The organism is Klebsiella sp. CN_Kp113 (assembly GCF_040064585.1).
Taxonomy (GTDB): Bacteria; Pseudomonadota; Gammaproteobacteria; order Enterobacterales; family Enterobacteriaceae; genus Klebsiella; species Klebsiella michiganensis.
This window is the reverse complement of the sequence record NZ_JBEAID010000025.1, coordinates 56,392-76,058: the sequence shown is the minus strand read 5'-3', so window position 1 is coordinate 76,058 and position 19,667 is coordinate 56,392. Positions and strand designations below refer to the sequence as shown.

The following is a 19,667-nucleotide window of genomic DNA, read 5'->3' as shown; positions in this document are numbered from 1 at the left end:
ACATCAACGCTTAAATTTGACTTTGCTTATTCCTGCGAATACGTCGAGCGATATTGCGTAAGCTGTGCCGGCGCGCCGGAGAGCTGGATCCGGGTGAGCTGACTGCATGAGTAATAGCGTCGCGTACCGCATACGCTGCCCTGATTTGCGAAGACCTCAACAATCCCGGCATCAAAACACAGGGTGACGTCGCTGACGCCGGCCACCGGCGCGCGGTAACGCCCATCGTCCCGGCCTTTTTCATATAGCGTCAGATTTTTACCCTCCTGTTCGAGGATGATTTGCTGGCCGTTATCGCCCGTTAACGTCAAACGGAAACCACCGGCAGGCATAAAGGTTACAATGCCGGCTTTACAGCCTTTCTCATTAACCCAGATATCACCGTCATCCAGCGCATGGCGGCTGACGACCAATGATTCCGGCGGCAGCTCCGGCATCATGCATAGCCGCTGCTGCGTATTGAGATGAAAGCGACGCGGGAGCGACATTTCCCCCGAGTAAGCGGAATCCACCGGTTTCTGCGTCGCCCAGTTATATAACCAGGCAAAGCCGATTCTTCGGTCGTCCTCGCCCCAGGTTTGCAGGGCGTAGAAATCCGTACCGAAATCTAAAGTCTGTAGCGGCTGCTCGGACGGCGTGAAATAGCCGTTCCGGAAAGTACCGGTCTGGGCAAAAAGCAAATTATGCCGCCCGGTTGTCGGCTCCGTATAGCCAACGACGCCGATAATTAATACCCATACGCCATCCAGGCAGAAGAAATCCGGGCATTCGACGCAGCGACCGCCGTTTTCGCGAAAATAGCCGGGAGCGACATACAGCACATGATGGAACGTCCAGCGTTCACTATCCGCAGAGTGAAAGAGCAGCATCGCCGGATCGCCGTTTACCGATGCGCCGAGGATCATATAAAAAGTGGCATCGGCCTCTTCGTACCACACTTTTGGATCGCGGAAATCGCAGTCCACGCCCGCAGGCAGGTCGGTTAAGACGGTTTTCACCCATTCCGGCTTATCGTAGTCGTCGTGCGCAACGGCCATTTTCTGCACTTCCCGGTAGCCGCGATACAGATCGTAAGCCGGGAGCCGTTCGGTATACCAGAAGCGGGTTTTTCCTTGTTTATCAATATACGCGCTGCCGGAAAACGCGCCGCCCGTCGCGCCCAGCGCCGAAAGATTCTGCTCTGGCTGGAGGAAAACCGGATAATGCCGCCAGTGATACAGATCGCGGCTCACCGCATGATTCCAGTGCATGGGGCCCCATTGGCTGGAGTGCGGATGATACTGGTAAAACAGATGCCACTCGCCGTTCTTGTAGTGCAGCCCGTTAGGGTCGTTCATCCAGCCGGTACGGGGCGAGAAATGCAATGCCGGACGCAGCGGCTCCCGCAGATACTCGTCAGCAATATCCTGACCGCTCATCAGGCGCAAATCCTGCCCGGCTGTCGCGATAAAGGTAACGCCGCGCGCGCGCAGTGAATCCGGATGCCAGGTGTAACAAAGCGATATCTCGCTATATTCCGGCAGCCACTCCAGGGTGGCAACGCCGTCCTGAAACGAGGTCCAGGTAAAATACTGGAAGTAGCGCGGCGCCTCCTGAATCTTAAATACAACCTGACCGTTCACGCGAATAGAAAACAGGGGTTGCGCCGCCGGTTCGGACGCTTTCAGCCACAAATCAATGCGCTGACCTTGTTTAATATTAAATGACAGGGACATCCTGAACCTCCTGTGGTTGACCGCGACCTTTTTCCAGCTCACGTTTTGCAAGATCCGTTTTGATTTTCTCAAGGAACGCGTTATTCAGCTTGAAGTAGCGCACCAGATACGCGCTGATGAAATAACTCACCATCGGCAGCAGTGAGAACATCATGATAATGCCTTGAATGGTCTGCGAATTTTGCTGCGGCTCATTCGCGACATAGCCGGTAAACGCCAGAATCCAGGCGACGATAGCGCCGGCGACCGCCAGCCCCATTTTGAGCATAAACAGGTTTCCCGCGAAGGAGATGCCGGTCAGGCGTTTACCAAATTTCCAGTCGCCGTAGTCATCGACATCGGACATCATTGCCCACAGAATGGGGCCAGACTGAATTAAATGCAGAACGTTAATAATGATGAATAGCGTCATCAGCGGGGTCAGGGATTGCGGATCAACAAACCACAGCGCAAATGAGAGAATGCCGAGAATAATATTAATAATGCGGAACAGCGCCAGCTTATCAAAGCGATCGGTCAGCGGTTTGGCAAGCACGCTGCCCAGCATATTACAGGCCACGCCCAGCGCCATAAAGAAGGTAATAAATCCGACCGACTCTTTCATGACGTAAGTAGCATAATAGATAGTGACGCCGCCGCGGATAAATGCCGGGAAAACGTTCAGGAAGGTAATAGTGATCATCAAGAGCCACTGATCGTTTTTGATAATATCCCGCAGGTCTTTCTTCAACGACTCGTTTTGCTTAACCGACACCACCCGCTCTTTAATGCTGGAAAAGCAGAACAGGAACATCAGCGTTGCCGCACCGCCCATAATGATCATGGTTAGCTGGAAACCTGAGGCGCGGTCGCCGTTACCCAGCCAGTCCGTTAACGGCAGAATAGAGGAGGAGATAATTAATGTTGCCAGGCCATTAAGGAAAAAGCGCCACGACAGGCAGCCCATGCGCTCTTTCTGATTGAGCGTAATGACGCCGCCGACCGAGCAATAGGGAATATTAATCGCGGTATAAATCAGCGACATGACCAGATAGGTAACCCAGGCATAGATAATCTTGCCGTTCATGCTCAGTTCTGGGGTCGTGAACATCAGTACCGCGCCCAGACCAAACGGAAACGCCATCCATAATATCCATGGACGGAATTTTCCCCAGCGCGTCACGGTGCGGTCGCAGATGGCCCCCATCAGCGGATCGCTAAAAGCGTCAAAGATGCGGATAACCAGGAATAATGTGCCCACCACCCCGGCGTTCAGGCCATATACATCGGTATAAAACCACGTCAGATAGAGGGCCAGTACGCTCCATATCATTCCTGAACCAGCGTCACCCATGCCGTAGCCGATCTTCTCCCTCAGCCCCAGCTTTTCATAAGCGCTTGGCTTTTCCATTGCGGTAGCAGACATAAATATACCTATTTTTTGTTAAAAGGAGCCCATGGCGCCAAATGTCGCGCCATTTCTAAACATAAATCCCTTACAGGGAAGTAATATTAATTTTTACGCTGCTCTCACGAATAATTAACCGCGAGACAATTTCGTGCATTTCAATACTGTCCGGCTGCTGTTGATGTTTCACCATCTGAAACGCGAGGTGAGCAATTTCATTTACCGGCTGTGCAACGCTGGTGATTTTTTTAGTTTGCGCCAGCAGGGTATTATCAAAGCTGGCAATTGCAATATCTTCAGGAACGGAGATGCCCTTTTCTTTTAGCCCATCGATAATATAGTTTGCCGCAATATCGTTATACACTAACAGACATGTACAGGTTCGCGTCGGCTCGCTGAGTTTCTCGATAATGTCATCAAGAATACTAATATGGCCTGATATCTTTTCACCCTCGCCTTTGGCTATCCAGAACGAATTATCTCTAGCAAGCTGTAAACCGTGACTCGCTATTTTTTTGCTGTACGACGAGACCTTGCGGCTATCCACCCCTTCCTGGGCAACAAAGCCAAATGAAAGATGGCCCGTATGAATAAAATGTTCCGCAATACTTTCCGCCCCCCGATCCTGGTTAATCGATACGGAATTGAAGAACCGGGACACCTGGGTGACAACGGCGACCGGGATCCGGGTAATGCTTAACCATTCTGAAAGTTCGGCTTCTGCTTCTGTCGGCACCCATAGCAAGCTGTCAATGCCCATCCCCACTAAGGTCTGAATAATATGTTTATCCTGCTGCGGCTGGTTCTGATGCGTTTTAACGATCACCGATTTGCCGATATACCGGGCCTCTTCTTCCACCGTCGCCAACAGTTCACAGAAGTGAGGATTCACCAGATTAGGCAAAACCACACCAATCAGCCCTGAACATTTCCCGCTAAGCTGAAACGAACTCTTGCTGGGGACATAGCAGAGATAATCCATCGCATCACGCACCGCCTGCCGCGTTTCCGGCACGACGCTGGGATGATTGTTGAGCACTCGCGACACGGTCGCCGTCGAGACCCCAGCTCTTTTCGCTACGTCTTTAATGGATGCCATGATGATTGAATACGCCCCCTAACACTGGCGCTCACTATAAATGGCGAGCGCGGTTGAAAATGTAAGCCAGTTCACATGTTGCTTTGTTACATGGAATCACGTTTAGCCTTCGCAAATTCATCACCCTATTAGGAGTTTTTATTAAAACCTGGCGAGAATATATTACGGACACCATCAACAGGAAAGCAGAATACAGGAAGGGAGAATAAGAGATTATGCTATTGCTGCGGGATGGCGTTGGCTGGCGCGATAAATACGCAGCATGCGGGGATCCGGGGATGGCCTATGAACGCCTGGCCACGGCAGCCTGTGGCGCGCGACCATTAGCGTTTAAATTGTAGAATTAAAGATGACATGCTGGGCGCGCCGAGTTTTTTCAGCGCTTTGATTTTATGCGTGCTCACGGTTTTAATCGTAATACCCAGTGATTTCCCTATGTGATGATACTGCTTTCCGCAGCACAGCATCCTGATAACTTGATACTCTTTATGGGTCAGCAGGGCCTCCCAGCGGGAGATATAATTATTACAATGGTAGCCCTTCAGTATCAGTGTAAAATATTGCCATATTTCATCTTCAGTTGAGGAAACATGATAGCGCGCATAGTGCGGCAAATCGGAAAGGCTGCTCCAGAATGAGCGGAAAACAAACACGGCGATGTCTCTGGCCTGCCTTTTTAGATAATCGCCAAAAACAAACGCATCGTAGATGTTTTCTCCTTCACCAAACGTTTCCATTAGCACGCCGGAGAGCGCCATGCTCTCCATTAGCGTTTTTAAGCTTTTCAGATCATGACAAAAGTGCAGCCGAATGGCGGTCAGTGACTTTTGTTCTTGCAGGCTACTTAGCCCCAGACAGAAATAGCGATTCGGGGACATTACGGCCACATCTAAAATAGAACTCATAATGAATTAACACCATTTTATAATATATTTTTTATTTTCCGGAGTGAATTGACCACGGGCCGTGAAAATAATCAATCGGCAGCATCAGCGTATCACCAATAAACGACAGCGGCGTATCCAGGGTCCATAATGTTCCCTGAAGATAATTATAATCATACTCGCTGTCACCGCGGATCACCGCGATATCCGTTTTAACCCCTGGATACCACGTTTCGCCCTCCGCCAAAGAGGTTCTTCCCATGACGCTGCCGCAGCCCGTCAGCAGGAAACAGACAGCCATACAACCCATCGCTTTCGCATTCATATCATCTCAGCCATCAGGATAACGTCGGTACCGTGCCGGCGACGCGAATATCCATCTGCGGATAAGGAATCGCAATATGATGTTCGTCCAGCGCCTCTTTAATATTCTCCAGCAGATCGTAATAGGTATCCCAGTAGTGGGTGTTTTTCACCCACACGCGCACGGTAAAATTAAGTGACGAGGCGCCAAGTTCGGCCAGACGAACGGTGGTATCACGCTGCCGATCGATACGTTTGTCAGCATCGATGACCGCCAGAATAACGCGCTTCACTTCCGCAAGTCGGCTATCGTAGCCGACGCTAATCATCAAATCGATACGCCGGAAGGGATGGCGCGAATAGTTAACGATACTGTCGGCGATAATTTTGCCGTTCGGGATCACCACGTCTTTATTATCCGCGGTGAGTAAGGTGGTGGAAAATATATGTACGGTTTCCACCACTCCGGTAATGGCGCCGATCTGCACCAGGTTTCCGGCCCGGAAAGGACGTAGCGTGACTAACAGTACGCCAGCGGCAAAGTTTGATAGCGATCCCTGCAGCGCAAGCCCCACCGCCAGCCCCGCCGCGCCGATGACCGCAATAATTGAGGACGTTTCTATACCTAAACGGCCAAGCGCGGCGATGGCCGCAAACGCCAGCGTGATATAGCGCACCAGGGCGGCAAAGAAATGGACAACCGTAATATCTACCCTGCGCCGCAGAAGTATTTTCTCGATACCTTTAGATAATAAGGTTGAGACAACCCGGCCGATAAAAAAGAGAATACAAGCGGCAATCACGTTCCAGCCATACTGAAGAATTGTATCGCCATGCCCTTTTAACCATTCCAGCGAAGAAGAGATCTCCGGAAACAAAACCACCTTAGCCATATATATTATATCTTTTCTGCGTAAAATATATGAGGAATAGTATAGAGGAATATGTGGGGATTCAATCAACTCGCGGTAATAAAACGATCGTAGATTGTAAGAATAATAAAATTATGTAATTTCTTGCTAACATCTTAATTTTGAGATGAGATAAATATCTTCAACCCGATGAGCTGAAGATATTTAAATGTCATTAAACTTAATAGTAATTAATCGTTAACTGTTCCAGCTGCTTTTGTTTATCAAGAAATGTTTTTTGCACCACGGCATTACTGACATCCAGCGAAACGCTGCTGACGTGCGCCGCGGAATAATGAGAAACGGTCTTATCGCGATAACAGAATAATTCATTTTGACCGGGCTTGTTCCAGCATCCCGACTCCACAACGGTGCCAATGAAGCGGACTTTTCCGGTATGGCCGGCGTAGCAGAAAGAAGAAGTGCAGGCGAGAAGTAAAGCCGCTGCGGCAGTGCATTTACGTGCGTCCATGGGGTAACACTCCTGTGTTGGGCATTTTTGAAATCAATTTCAAACCACAGGAGATAATTACACTGCTAATTATATTCGATCAATGCTTTTTTAGCCCCGACCCGCAATATACGTAAAAAGGCTCAGCTGCCTCTGCGACGCTGAGCCCGCGGTCATAACCGGCATCGGCACTACGATGAAAAACGCCGGTCCTCAGGATAGAGCCGCCGGGCCTCCTCGCGCAAAGCCCGGGCGTTTTTCTGTTGCCCAAGATACCGCTCGACGTTAATAAGATTGTTGTACATATCGGCGTCGTTCCACACCGCAATCCAGCGCCTGCCGAGCTGGTTGAAAGCCTCCAGGTCCTCGACGTTAGCGCTCGACTGATAGCGGATGATATAGCTGAGCGCCCGATCTTTACGCAGCCTTTCGCTGCCGATGCCGATGTCATGCAGCCGCAGTACGCGGCTGGCAAAACGCTGCGGCGACTGCTGAAAAGCGGTCAGGTAGTGCCCCTGCCAGAAGGCGCAGCCGGTGAGCAGCGCGCCGTAGCAGGCCAGGATCATCAGCGCGCAGGGTACCGGCCGCGTGGAGGGCGCGGTGAATGCGGGCAGCGGCGCCTGTTCGCCGGATGGACAGCGATCGGCCAGGTTAACCAGGATAAGAACGAGCAACCAGTGCACCGGCGATTGATACAGCGGATACTCCAGCTGCGTGTGCAGCAAAATGGGCATCAGGCAGGCCAGCAGCGCCAGCTGCCGTACGCCGGGGCGGCGCAGCAGTAGCCAGAATCCGCTAACGCCCAGCACCAGCAGCCCGAGCAGGGCGACCGCTCCGCCCTCGACCCACCAGAACAGCAGGTCATTATGCGGATAGGTTAACCCAGGCACCCGGCGGGACAACGGCGGGACGCTATCGGCCACGAAGTGGGCAAAGGACCAGGCGTATCCCCCGTAGCCCCAGCCGACGATCGGATGCTGCAGTATCATGTTCCAGGTCTGCTGCAGAATAAAAACCCGCTCAAGATTCGAGCCGTCATGTTCATGCAGGGCGTTGAGTAACGAGACCGATAGCAGGGCAAGTCCCAGCAGCACGCCGGCCACCGGCGCCAGTACGACACGCCAGCGTGCCCCGCGCGCGGCGGAGCGGCGTAACGGCGAGAAGCAAAAAATGGTCACCATCATCAGCCAGCAGACCACGCCGCCCAGCCATCCGGTGCGGGATTTCAGCAGGGTCAGCGTGGCGTAGAGCAGCCCGAGCCCGAGCGCGCTTCCCCACTGACGATATCTCTCCCTCGCGACGCTGCGGCAGACAAAGCGGACGTCGACCGTCAGCCACAGCAGCACCGCGGCGCCGGTGGCAATAAAGGAGCCGGTGACGTTGCGTTGCAGAAAAACGCCGATCGCGAACTGTCCGGCCTGGCGCTGTGCCGCCTGCGCCGGCAGCGGCAGCCACGCCGGATGGCCGATCCCCACCAGCGCATAAACCGCCTGAATCAGAGTGGCGGCGACGATCAGCCACAGTACGGTCTGCTGCTGACGCGGCGTGAGCCGACAGTTCAGCAGCAGATAATAAAACGCCACGCCCGCCCACAGGCCCGCCAGGCGCGGGAAGGCATCCAGCCGCCAGTCGACGGAGGGGCTCCAGAGCAGGGGCAGCGTCAGCAGTAACGCCGCCAGCGCCATGCCGCGCAGGAACGGGCTGCTGCGCAGTCTCTGATGCCGCAAAAACCAGGCGCAGCCGACCATCGTGACCAGCAGCACGCCCCAGACCAGCAGCGGTTCCGGTAAATCGGCGCCGCTGCCGCCGGTGCTGGGCAGGACAATATGCATGACGCCAAGCAGGATCAGCGCCAGCATCATAAGGAGCCAGCGGGAGGCCGCCGTTTCCGGCGCCCCCCTGAGTTCTGCGTGCATCTTATTGCCCCTTCCTGGCCTGCGCATCGGGCGAAATACGCAGCGCCGGCATGGCCCGACCATAGTCGTTAAGGGTCTGCCACTGCAGCGCGCAGCCGCCCTGCGCCGGACACCACGCCACCGAGCGGCTGGAAAGCGGCGCGACCATCCCGGCCCCGGCGATACTCTGGCCGTTGACCTGCATATTCAGCAGCGTGACGTAAAACGGCGTCGGGTTCTGCACCGTTACCGTTTTACCCTGGCGCCGCCAGGTCAGCTGGCGATAAGCCTGCTGTGAATCCCCTTGTACGCCCTTCGGGCGATAAAACAGCTTCATGCGGCTGCGCACCGCAATCTGCAGGGTATTCTGCTGCTGACTGTCGGCCTGAGGGATATTGGCCACCGTGACCCAAAACAGACTTTCGCGGTCCGCCGGCAGCTGGCCGCTGGTGTACATCACGCGAATTTCATTTTCTTTGTGGCCGTTTAGCGCAAAGACCGGGGGCGTCGCCACAAAAGGCACCGCCGCGTGCGGGTCACCATCGGCGACGATTTTGCTCAGAATCAAGTAGCGCGAGGGCGATTGATTGATCACCCGGAACGATATCGATGGCTTACCCTCATTATAAATAAAGCGGGTTCCCCCGATGACCACGCCCGCCTGCGCCTGAAGGGATAAGGCGCTGAGCGCCAGCAGTACAGCGATTTTTCTCAACATGGACAGGCTACTGATAGGTCAGGCTAAAGGTGGTCGTGGCGTCAACGCTGCCGGCGGTAACCGGGCTGCTCGTCGCTACCATCTCACCGTAAAAGGTGAGGTTCTGGCTGGTTTGCTGCGGGTCGAGCGTATATTGCCTGCTGGCGCTGTTCAGCGGCACCAGCGTACGCTGGCTGTCTAAGATCGCCACCCCGACGCCCGCGGCGCTGCCCGCCTGGCTGGTTAACGCCAGCAGGGCGCTGTTGGTCGTATCCGCCTCGCCGGTAAAGGTTAATGAGACCGCCGACGCCGCGCTGCCGCAGTTTTCCAGCCCGATGGTGAACGCTATCGGCTGGGAGGCGCTGCCGGCCGCGGTAAACTGTTTCGCCGCAATGTCGCCCAGGGTCACCTGCTGGTTCGCGGTATCGGTGGTCACGGTGCAGGTGTTTCCCTGGATCGTGCCGGTAATGTTTACGGTGCCGTCGTGGGCCAGCGCTGAGCAGGACAAGCCGGATAGCGATAACAGCAGGATCGTCTTTTTCATTATTGATAGCTCACATCAAAATAGAGTACCGAAGAGGCGTTGCCGGGCGTAACCGGCACCGCGGTAGCTTTATAGCGCAGGCGAAACGTCAGATCGTTATTGCCCTGGGTAATCGGGTACCCGTTATCGGTACTGTTAATCGCAATCGCGTTCATACTGCTGTCCAGCAGCTCAATCGCCACGCCGCTGGCCATTCCGCCGCCGCCGGAGGTATCGGAGAGGGCTAACAGCGATGGGTCGCTGCCGTCCGACGTGCCGCTAAAGGCCACCGTCGACTGGCTGATCGCCGAGGTGCAGTTATTTAATTTGATATCAAACTGCTTCCACTCCGAGGTATCGCCGACGTTTTTAAATATCCCGGCGCTGAAATCGCCGATATGGATAGTCTGGTTCTGGCTGGCGGTGTCGATATCGCAGCTTTCCGCGACGATTGTACCGGTCATATCCAGCTCAACCTGGCCAGTATTAATATCATCGGCGATAGCGCTATGAACGCCCGCGAGCGCCAGCAACAGGGGAAAGAGTGTTTTTGCCGCTTTCATCTTTTTTCCTCAGGCGAAGTCAACGCGAATATAGGCCGTCGCCGAAAAGGTCCCCTCTGCCGGGGCGTTTCCGGTGGTGCTAATCGGCGCGGCGTGGAAAGTCACCGTCGCCTGCAGGTTGTCGTCCAGCTGGAACGGGATCAGACCGCTGTTCGGCTCAATCACCTTGCCGCTGCTATCGGTGATCTGCACCCCGACATCGCTGTTGCTGGTTTTAATCGCCGCCGGTTCATCCGCCGAAGCATCCGCCTGGAAGCGGACCGTCAAATTAGCATTAGCCTCTATGCCGTTACATTTAATCGGTACCGAAATCGTTTTTGGCGTGTAGCCGGCGGGCATCTGGCCCTTATTTTTAAATTCGCCCGACATAAAGGAGCCAAAATCGACGGTCACGATTTGCCCGGCGTTAACGGAGCAGGTTTGGGGCACCGATATTTGACCATCAATATAGGCTGAGGCTACGGGTGCACCTTTTATAAAATCACTGCCGACGGTGTACCATAAATCAAATATTTTTACATGGGGAAAACTCATCACCCCAACAAATTTCCGATCTATTCTGAACGTAACTCTAATATTATCACCGGTGTTGAAATCTGATCTAACCTCGTTACACGGCATTGCCCCACCTGCAGGTTTATAATGGTTATCCCATGGCAAAGGATAATATGTCCCATCAGACATATCTTTTATTTCAGACGCAACAGAAATATAGTCATTAACCTTATAAAAGGTTAAACCCCCGGAGTTTCCTGTTGAAACAAGATCCGTTGTTGTCCACTGATGTGTATAAAAGGTTGTACCTTCCTGGCAAGAACACTCAAGCGAGAATGTCCCACTACTGGTAGAAACTATGGCGGGTAAAACTTCTCCAGCTGTATTTTGCGTAGGATCGGGTACGACTTCACTGATATTAAAATCATAATTTTCTGCTGCATATCCATCAGGAACGTAGCATGAGCCCGAAGGATAAGTCGTAGCATATGCTGGAAGGCTAATTATTTTTATCAAGGCCATTAGCGCGATTGAGAGTGTGATAATACGTTTCATTACTGACACCTTTCACTTAATTTATTCACCGGCTGCTGCTTCGCGCTCTCCGGAAGTTGATATTTCACCACGCAGTGCTGTCCGGCGCTCTCGCCCCACTGCACTTCCAGCATGCCGTTCAGCGGCAGCCCGGCGAGGTAGGCCTGACCGTCGTCGCCGACGATGGTGCTGTTGCCCGCCTTCTGGCTGACCGTGGCGCCGAACGGCACCGGCTTGCCGTTATGCATCAGGGTCATCAGCGCGCGCACCCCGACGTGGGCGTTAAATTCGGCGCGCACCAGCGCCCCCTGGGTCGGCACCACGTTGGTGACCGCGTCTTCAATATCGACGTTCTGTCCCATGGAGTTGGTATTCAGCGCCACGCGGTTCTGGCGATAGGTGGTGGCGTACGGGATCACCGCGTAGCCGCGCCAGTCGGTTTTCACCCCGGTGGCGTTTTCCAGCTCGACCCCGGCCGCCCCCGGCGCTTTCACCAGAATGTTGGTGTCGCCGAGCGGCTGGCTAAGGGTAACGCCGTTGCGGTGAACCACCACGCCGCCGCTGACCCCGTAGTTCACCTGGTGATAGCCGTCGCTGTAGTTGTAGCCGGCCTGCAGGTTACCGTAGGTGCCCTGATAGCTCATGTTGGCGTTGCCGCTGTTGCTGGTGCCGTGGTTGCCGTCGCTCTCCTGCACGTTATAGCTCAGGTTGTTATCCGCCAGCAGCGTACCGTTGATGCCGGTGGTCCCGGTGGTCTTACCGTGCTGATCGGTGGTGGTGCCAAAGCTCATATTGGTGGTGTTGGCCGAACGGTAGATATCCGCGCTATGGTTGCTGGAGAGCCACTGGCCAATCGGCAGCGAAATATTAAAGGCGTAGATCTGGTCCGCCTCATCTTCCCCCGGCGACTTGTCATAGTTCCACGTCAGGCTATAGGAGATGCCGTTCCAGCTGCCGTTATAACCCACCTGCAACATGCGATCTTTCTCATCGGTGTGCCAGTAGGTCTGTTCGGAGCCGGTGACAAAAATCGAGCCGATTTTGCCGACCTGCTGCGAAATATTAAGCTGCGCTTTGCCTTTTTTGGTGTAGTAGAGATCGTAGTAATCGGTCCACACCGGCTTATCCTGCTTACCGTCGTGATCCTCATCTTTCCACTCATTGTCGCCGGTATAGCCGCTCATGCTTTTATACGTCGTCTCGTCGAGGGTGTAGAACCCCTCCGTCGAGTAGCGGTAGCCCAGCAGCTGGAAGTTGGTGCCGAGATTGTTCAGCGCCTTGGCGTAGAGGAAGCGCACCGACTGGCCGTCGTGCTGGCTACCGTCGGCGAGGGTGCTGTTGGCCTGGGTGATATCGGCGGAGATCGCGCCGAAATCCCCCATGTTCAGCCCGGCGCCAAGCGCGAAGGCGTGGTAGTCGTTGCTGACCTGCGAACCGCCGTACAGCGTGAAGCCATGCGGCAAGCCGTAGATTGCCGTTCCCTGGGCAAAATTGACCTCATCCTGATCATCGTTGGTGCTGCGGTATTTACCGGCGGTCAGGGCGTATTTAAGCCGCCCTTCGCGCTGCAGCAGCGGCACCGCGGAGTACGGCACGGTAAAGGTATTTTCGCTACCGTCGCTCTCTTTTACCGTCACCTGCAGGTCGCCGCTCGACGAGGTCGGGTAGAGATCGTTGATGGCAAAGGCGCCCGGCGAGACGTAGGTCTGGTAGATAACGTAGCCGTTCTGCTTGATGGTGACCCTGGCGTTGCTCTTCGCGATACCGCGGACCGTCGGCGCAAAGCCCTTCAGGCTGTCCGGCAGCATGTTGTCGTCGGAGGCAATCTGGACGCCGCGAAAGCCGAGGCTGTCGAAAACGTCCGACGGGGTGTAGCTTTCCCCGAGCGTAAGCTCCGCCTTCAGCGGCGCAATCGTACGCTCGACGTAAGTGCTGATATGCTCCCACTTATTCTCCGTTTCACCCTCGCCGCTGGTGTAGTTCCAGGTGGAGTAGTCGCGCAGGCGCCAGGCGCCGAGGTTCAGGCCGCTTTGCAGGTTGAGATAGTAGCTGTCTTCTTTGGTATCACCCCCGCTGTTGCCGCCGGTGAAGTCATAGTTCAGCAGCAGCGCGTTGATCCCCTGGTCCCACTCTTCCGGGGGGATATACCCGCGCGCGCTCTGCTTCAGCGCCGCCTGCGGCACGCTGATGTTCAGCTGCTGATGCTCAAAGTCGAACTCGGTGGAGGATTCCGGTATGGCGGCAAAGGGCACGCACTGCTCCGGCGCCAGCTTCGCCAGGCCCGGGAAGGCTTTGGTATTGACCCCCATCTGTTCCAGACGCGCGGTGGTAAAGCACGGCGCCAGCCCGGTATCATCCTGGCCGCCTTTTGCCGCTTTAAAGTTTACGTCTTCCGTGGAGACCAGCTGCTTATTCAGATAAATATCAACGTGATATTTACCCGGGGCCTGGCTATCGCCCTTTTCAAAATGCGAAAGATCGGCCACCGCGTTAGGGTCGTCCGATAAGAATGCGGGGTTAAAATAGTTATCCGCCAGCGCGGATAACGGTAATGCCGATAAGGTTGCCGGCAAAATAATACGGTATACCCGACGCCGGGCAAATAGAACCTGCATCACCGCGAGGGTGATATATTTTATTTTTAACGTCATTATTTTGCCGACCTGTTTATTATTCTATTATGGCTTTCTGTTCGGGCGAGTTTGCCCCGTAATCATTAATGGTCTGGAAGGTGATATTTCCCTGCGCGTTCGCCGGCAGTTTTAAATCCGCCTGCGACATCGGCGCCACCATTGTCGTCGGTAACGTTGCGGTACCGGCGTGTATCTGTACCAGCGTCATATAATAGGGCGTGGGGTTTTTCACCGTCAGGGTATTACCGCTTTCGTGGAAGCGCAGCTTCGCCGGCGCATCAATCGAGGCCATCGGCAGATTTTTCGGGCGGACAAAAAGTTTAATCCGGCTCAGCACCGCAATCTGCAGGGTATTTTTCCCTTTGGTGTCTTTTGCCGCCGAGGGAATCGCTTTGACGTTAACCCAGTAGAGGCTTTCGCGATCCGCCGGCAGATTATTCGGCCCGACGTACATAATGCGCAGCGTATTTTCTTTCTGCGGCTTCATCACAAACAGCGGCGGGGTGATGACAAAATCGCTGCTTTTGCTTTCGCTGGCGTTTTCCACCCATGACTGAATTAAAAAGGTGGCCTTCGGGTCGGTATTATTCACCGCCAGTGAGACCTGATTATTGCCCTGCGGATAGATGACGCGGGTGGAACCTAATGATACCCCGCCGTTCGCCGCGGCGTGCGCCTGGGTTTCGGTTTGCGCCTGCGCCGCGGGCGCGGCCAGACCGGCACCGGCTAACGCCAGCGCAACCAGAGACAGGCGGGAAAAAGAAATAACGGACATAAAGTGCCTTTCACAATAAAGATTTGCCGCGGACGGCATCAGGAAATTACAAATAGGTTAACGTGAACCAGGTTTGTGCGTTTGCATCCCCTGCCACGACGGTTCTCGAGGTCGCGCGATATTTGGCGACAAAATTGAGTACGGTCGTATTGTCCTGAATAGCGGTAAAATTCATCGGCTGCGTGTTCGGGATAATTTGATTTCCCTGATTATCAAAAATGCCTAACCCGACGCCCTGCGCGCTCTGCGCACCGTCGGTCACCGCCAGTACCCCCGGATCTTTGCCATCCGTCAGGCCGCGAAAGGCCACGCTAACTTGCTGGCTCACCGTGGTATCGCAATCCTTCAGCGTAATGGTAAACGCCTGCGGATCTGTCCAGCTTCCCAGCCCATGAAATTCATTGGAGCGCACCTGCCCCATCTCAACGGTTAAATCCTCGCTACCGGCATCCACCGCGCAGGCGGCATTGACCACGGCGCCCTGAAACTCAACGTCGCCGCCCTTTACCGTTACCACGTGGTGGTTGCCCGCCTGTGCCAGAGCGGGAAACAAAAACGCCCCCGCGAGGGAAAACGCCTTCAGCCGTTGTGTAGTGAAATTCATATCTACTCCTTTCAATGACACAGCCGCCGTCCCTGGCACAGGATCCCTAAATGAAAATGACTGACGCGACCTTACTGGTAAGTCACGTTGAACGTGGCAGTAGTGTCCACGCTACCGGCAGTCGCGGTATCCGCAGTCTGGTAGTAGTCAGCGGAGAAGTTCAGAGTGTTGTCGCCGTCGATCAGCGTAACTGCCTGAGACGCGGTACCCAGATCCAGCGCAGAGCCGTCTTTGTCATAAATCTGGATGCCGACGCCTGCCGCGCTACCCGCGCCAGAGGTGTTGTCCAGCACGCCAGCTTCGCCCGCCGCCGCGTTGCCGTCGAAGGTCACAGATGCCTGAGAAGCGACGGTGGTATCGCAGTCAGCCAGCTTGATGCTGAACGGGGTTTTCTGGTTAGCAACGGAGTCTTTACCGGTGAGGGCAGCCAGACGAACCTGACCCATGTTCACAATCTGGTTGCTGGTGTCTGCGGTTACCGCACAGGCTGCATCGACAACAGAGCCTTTAAACTCAACGGTGCCGCCCTGAACGGTGGAAGAAGACCCGCTGGTCGGTAAAGCAGCCATCGCAGAAGAAATACCGCCAGCCATAACCATTGCCAGAACGACGCTTTTTACCATAAATGCTTTTTTCATTTTTAATCCATACACATTAAATTGATTTTGTATTCCCTCATTAATTACCGTTTACTTTTTTATGGCCGAAGCAATTACCAGGGAACGTTCCCCGCGGCGATAAAAAAGACGGTTTAAATATAAGAAGACACTCCGTGTTGTCCTGGGAATAATTCTTACAGAGAATTTTATTAATCTAAATCAATTTTTTCGTCCAAAACTGGACATTCGAAAATGATGCAAGTCAATAATGATAATTACGTATAAAAATCATGATGTTAATAATGCAAAGAGCTGGCGCGTCTAAAAAACAGGCGTTGTTGTTAGTATACTGTTATGAAGTTATTTAAAAATCGATAGGAATTCGTTTATTAATTCCCTTCAGCACGCCTCGATGGACGCTGATGTACTCCCCCTTGCGCAGTTCAGACAGGACGTACAGTATTCCGCTGCGGGAAAGATTGGTGCGCCGCTGGATAAAATTGAGCACGTTAATCTGCTCGCGATATTCCTCAGGATAGGAGCCGAGTTCCAGGATCAACGTCCGGATCATGATGAATGATTCCACGCCAATAAACTCCTTCTCGCGGATGGCCATTACCAATAACCGATGGGCCAGAATCCGGGCGATATCATGCCAGAGATTTTGCTCGTCCATAATCTCCACAAACTTAGCAAGCGGAACCAATTGACCAGAGCAAGATGTTTCCGCAGAGAAAAAGTGCTTCGGCCTGGCCTCTACGTCGTAAAAGGTACTATATCCATCAATCAGCCCCAGTACCGAGGGGGAAAATAGCGTGGTTATCGCCATATTATTTTCACTATGGCAAACCACGCCGGTCCCCTCAAGCAGGAGTAATATATTCGCGTTATTTTCAGTATCGCAAAATTCAAATCGCTCGTCAGGCTGCAGCTCAAACGGCGTGCTAACCGGCAGCAGCGCCTGCATAATACGCTGGATCGCCAACAAAGGCCGGGTATTACGGCCAAACGCAAAGGAGCGTAAGGCACCACGGTCAAAATCTTCATCAATAATAAACATTTTTATCTCATTTTTGGCCTGCGACATTACTCAATTAAAATACTAGCACCAAATTTAAAGGAAATAAAAAAAATTAAAACACCCTTTAAGTTCAATAGGTTAAACTCATCTTTCTATTTTTAAGTTGCCGCTCCCCCTGGTGATATATCGACAAAAGCATTTCTCTTTTTTTTGCATGAAAAAAATACGCTCACCGGGGAGAAATCCATTACTTTCGCCATCCATAAGCTATAAATTCATTCACATAAAAAACACATAAAAATGCTATAAAAAATCACATTATCATAAAAAATAATGACTAAAATGATAATTAATAAGCCAGTAAATAACCATATTAACGCGTACTCTCCTCCGCCAAAAAAGACGCAGAAAATGAATAAAAAATCGAAAAATAACGATGGCAAACGTTTGTCTGATTATAGTGGAAGGGGCTAACTTTCACGGGAAATAAGCATTCTGCGTAACGCGCGCAGTACCCTGGCAATGAATAGTCAGGCAAAAGCATCATGATGTCCCGGCGGAAATGCGTCCCCGCAGGCAGATTGCGCGACGTCTACCCGGGAGGGGGCATGAAGCGCCCGCCCGGCGCCGCGATAATTTACGCTGTAAACAGCTGAAATTTCTCTTTATCGCTATCGGCGATCGCTCTTAATACCCGGCAGGGGACCCCAGCGGCGACCACGTTCGCCGGTATGGAACGGTTCACCACGCTGCCGGCGCCAATGACCGAGTTTTTTCCGATGGTGACGCCTGGGTTGATAATCACCCCGGTGCCCAGCCAGACGCCGTCTTCAATCACCACCGGCTGAGAGAACTGCTGCTGGGTGTGCCGCAGATCCGGATGAATCGGATGGCCGGCGGTGGAAATGGTCACGTTGGGCGCAAACATCACGTTATTGCCGATGATAATGTCGGCATCATCGACCAGCGTCAGGTTGAAGTTCGCGTAAAAATTATCGCCAATGGTGGTGTGGGTGCCGTAGGCCACATGAATCGGAGGCTCTATCCAGCACTGCTCGCCCACGGCGGCGAACATCCGCTGAATAATGTCGTTTCTTAATTCCTGATTAAAGGGGTGCGAGTGGTTGTATTCGTAAGCTCGCGCCTTGCCCATCAGCCGCTGCTGCGGTAACCCATATCCTGAATCAAGATAAAGCTCGCCGCTGTTCATTCTTTCCTTCATATCCATGGTCAATATTTCCTCATTTATCAATCACATCCTTGTGAATTATCGGACTGTTTTCTACACCGTCATCGCGCTATCGCTCATCTTTTCCGACGTTGCCTTACCCGATAAGGTAAAGGCGGAGATTAACGTGACGCTCAGGGCGATGCCGCCAAGGATCATATAGGTATCCTGGAAACCGATACGGTCATACATATTCCCGGCAAAAGCGGAGAGAAAGATCGCCGCCACCTGTTTGGAAAACTGGAAGCCAACCAGGTAAATCGTCGCCGACAGGCGGACGTCAAACACGCCGGTAATATATTTAAACGCGCCTACCAGCAGGAACGGGACTTCCAGCGCATGAAGCATTTTCAGCGCCACCACTTCAGCGGCCGTCGTGGCGAACGATGATCCGATCATCCTTGCCGCCATCACCATGCCGGCAATCAGCAGGGTATTCTTCGCGCCGATGCGGTTAATAATCCACGGCGAGCTGAACATAATAATAGCGTTGCATATTTCCCCGGCGGTGGTCGCAAAACCAAAGGCGCGGGTGCCCGATTCCGGGGTGGCAAAGAAGGATTTAAAGAAGGTGGCGAACTGCTGATCGAAAACGTCATAGACGCAGGCGACGCCGATGACGTAGAGAATAAACATCCACATTTTGCGCTGACGGAACATGCGTACGGCGGTTTTTAAATCCACCGATGAGCGGTTAGCGCCCAGCGAGTCCATCACCTGTGCGGTCTGGCTGGCCTGCGGTTTCGCGATGGCCACCAGCACGACCAGTACCAGCGCGGCGGCCGACCCCATCCAGAACACCCACTCGGGGTTAACGCTGAACAGCATCCCCGCCGTGGTGGCGCACAGCGCCCAGCCGAGGCAGCCAAAAGTCCGCGCTTTGCCGTACTCAAACCCGCTATTGCGGCTCACGCGTTCGATATAGGCTTCCATCGCCCCGGCGCCGGCGGAGAACACAAAGCCGATGTAGGCCCCGCCGCTCAGCGCCCCGAGCCAGATATTGGTTTTCAGCAGCGGCGCAAAAACGTAAAGGAAAAAGGGCGCGATCAGCACCAGCAGCACCGTCACGATCCACATCAGATGCTTTTTCAGCCCCAGCTTATCGGAGATCACGCCCAGTATCGGCTGAAAACAGATGGCAAACAGCGACAGGCTGGAGAAAACAATGCCGGTCTCGGTTTTATTCAGGCCGATGACGTCCGATAGCCAGATCGGCAAAAACGGAAAGCAGGTGGCCATGATGAAAAAGTAGAGAAAGAAGAACAGCCCGAAAATCCAGAAATTGGGGTTGTTTTTATGGGTACAGACGGTCGGGTTCATGGTGTATTCCTCAAAAAGGGCCGACGCGCG

At 53.6% G+C, this 19,667-nt stretch carries 19 protein-coding genes; all 19 read right to left on the bottom strand.

Annotation, left to right across the window (positions count from 1 at the left end; all coding sequences use genetic code 11):
• Positions 1–26 precede the first annotated feature (26 nt).
• On the bottom strand, positions 27–1,715 hold the full coding sequence (locus ABLV30_RS17545; protein WP_207172031.1) for a glycoside hydrolase family 32 protein: 1,689 nt from the start codon (positions 1,713–1,715) through the stop codon (positions 27–29).
• On the bottom strand, positions 1,699–3,120 hold the full coding sequence (locus ABLV30_RS17540; RefSeq protein WP_032751738.1) for an MFS transporter: 1,422 nt from the start codon (positions 3,118–3,120) through the stop codon (positions 1,699–1,701). The genes ABLV30_RS17545 and ABLV30_RS17540 overlap by 17 nt, the downstream gene beginning before the upstream one ends.
• 70 nt (positions 3,121–3,190) lie before the next feature.
• Complete coding sequence (locus tag ABLV30_RS17535; RefSeq protein ID WP_265801939.1) at positions 3,191–4,201, bottom strand: LacI family DNA-binding transcriptional regulator; 1,011 nt, start codon at positions 4,199–4,201, stop codon at positions 3,191–3,193.
• Between the two features lie 323 nt (positions 4,202–4,524).
• Positions 4,525–5,106: a helix-turn-helix transcriptional regulator gene (locus ABLV30_RS17530; protein WP_116280665.1), complete on the bottom strand. Its 582-nt coding sequence runs from the start codon at positions 5,104–5,106 to the stop codon at positions 4,525–4,527.
• A 31-nt stretch (positions 5,107–5,137) separates the two neighbouring features.
• Positions 5,138–5,410: a YceK/YidQ family lipoprotein gene (locus tag ABLV30_RS17525; RefSeq protein ID WP_048263240.1), complete on the bottom strand. Its 273-nt coding sequence runs from the start codon at positions 5,408–5,410 to the stop codon at positions 5,138–5,140.
• Between the two features lie 13 nt (positions 5,411–5,423).
• Positions 5,424–6,281, bottom strand: coding sequence for a small-conductance mechanosensitive channel MscS (mscS, locus tag ABLV30_RS17520; protein WP_201993890.1), 858 nt, complete (start codon positions 6,279–6,281; stop codon positions 5,424–5,426).
• A gap of 199 nt (positions 6,282–6,480) precedes the next feature.
• Entirely contained in the window at positions 6,481–6,771 is a 291-nt protein-coding gene (locus tag ABLV30_RS17515) for a hypothetical protein (protein WP_025106549.1), read from the bottom strand.
• A 170-nt stretch (positions 6,772–6,941) separates the two neighbouring features.
• Entirely contained in the window at positions 6,942–8,666 is a 1,725-nt protein-coding gene (locus tag ABLV30_RS17510; protein ID WP_316548569.1) for a Wzy polymerase domain-containing protein, read from the bottom strand.
• A gap of 1 nt (position 8,667) precedes the next feature.
• A complete protein-coding gene (locus ABLV30_RS17505) occupies positions 8,668–9,363 on the bottom strand; it encodes a molecular chaperone (protein ID WP_265801946.1) in 696 nt (231 codons plus the stop codon).
• A 7-nt stretch (positions 9,364–9,370) separates the two neighbouring features.
• On the bottom strand, positions 9,371–9,886 hold the full coding sequence (locus tag ABLV30_RS17500; RefSeq protein ID WP_048263232.1) for a fimbrial protein: 516 nt from the start codon (positions 9,884–9,886) through the stop codon (positions 9,371–9,373).
• A complete protein-coding gene (locus ABLV30_RS17495; RefSeq protein WP_033836671.1) occupies positions 9,886–10,428 on the bottom strand; it encodes a fimbrial protein in 543 nt (180 codons plus the stop codon). Before ABLV30_RS17495 ends, ABLV30_RS17500 begins: the two co-directional genes overlap by 1 nt.
• Positions 10,429–10,437: 9 nt before the next feature.
• Complete coding sequence (locus tag ABLV30_RS17490; protein ID WP_170912108.1) at positions 10,438–11,478, bottom strand: fimbrial protein; 1,041 nt, start codon at positions 11,476–11,478, stop codon at positions 10,438–10,440.
• Entirely contained in the window at positions 11,478–14,108 is a 2,631-nt protein-coding gene (locus ABLV30_RS17485) for a fimbrial biogenesis usher protein (protein WP_207172035.1), read from the bottom strand. Before ABLV30_RS17485 ends, ABLV30_RS17490 begins: the two co-directional genes overlap by 1 nt.
• A 19-nt stretch (positions 14,109–14,127) precedes the next feature.
• Positions 14,128–14,865: a fimbria/pilus periplasmic chaperone gene (locus ABLV30_RS17480; RefSeq protein ID WP_025106542.1), complete on the bottom strand. Its 738-nt coding sequence runs from the start codon at positions 14,863–14,865 to the stop codon at positions 14,128–14,130.
• Between the two features lie 46 nt (positions 14,866–14,911).
• Positions 14,912–15,469, bottom strand: a complete 558-nt coding sequence (locus ABLV30_RS17475; RefSeq protein WP_014227395.1) for a fimbrial protein — start codon at positions 15,467–15,469, stop codon at positions 14,912–14,914.
• A gap of 71 nt (positions 15,470–15,540) precedes the next feature.
• Positions 15,541–16,107, bottom strand: coding sequence for a fimbrial protein (locus ABLV30_RS17470; RefSeq protein ID WP_025106540.1), 567 nt, complete (start codon positions 16,105–16,107; stop codon positions 15,541–15,543).
• 325 nt (positions 16,108–16,432) lie between these two features.
• On the bottom strand, positions 16,433–17,128 hold the full coding sequence (locus ABLV30_RS17465; protein ID WP_029946898.1) for a winged helix-turn-helix transcriptional regulator: 696 nt from the start codon (positions 17,126–17,128) through the stop codon (positions 16,433–16,435).
• Positions 17,129–17,726: 598 nt separating this feature from the next.
• Positions 17,727–18,317 (bottom strand): maltose acetyltransferase domain-containing protein, encoded by a 591-nt coding sequence (locus ABLV30_RS17460; protein ID WP_032751746.1) that lies wholly within the window; start codon positions 18,315–18,317, stop codon positions 17,727–17,729.
• Positions 18,318–18,371: 54 nt separating this feature from the next.
• Entirely contained in the window at positions 18,372–19,637 is a 1,266-nt protein-coding gene (locus ABLV30_RS17455; protein ID WP_032751995.1) for an MFS transporter, read from the bottom strand.
• Between the last annotated feature and the right edge of the window lie 30 nt (positions 19,638–19,667).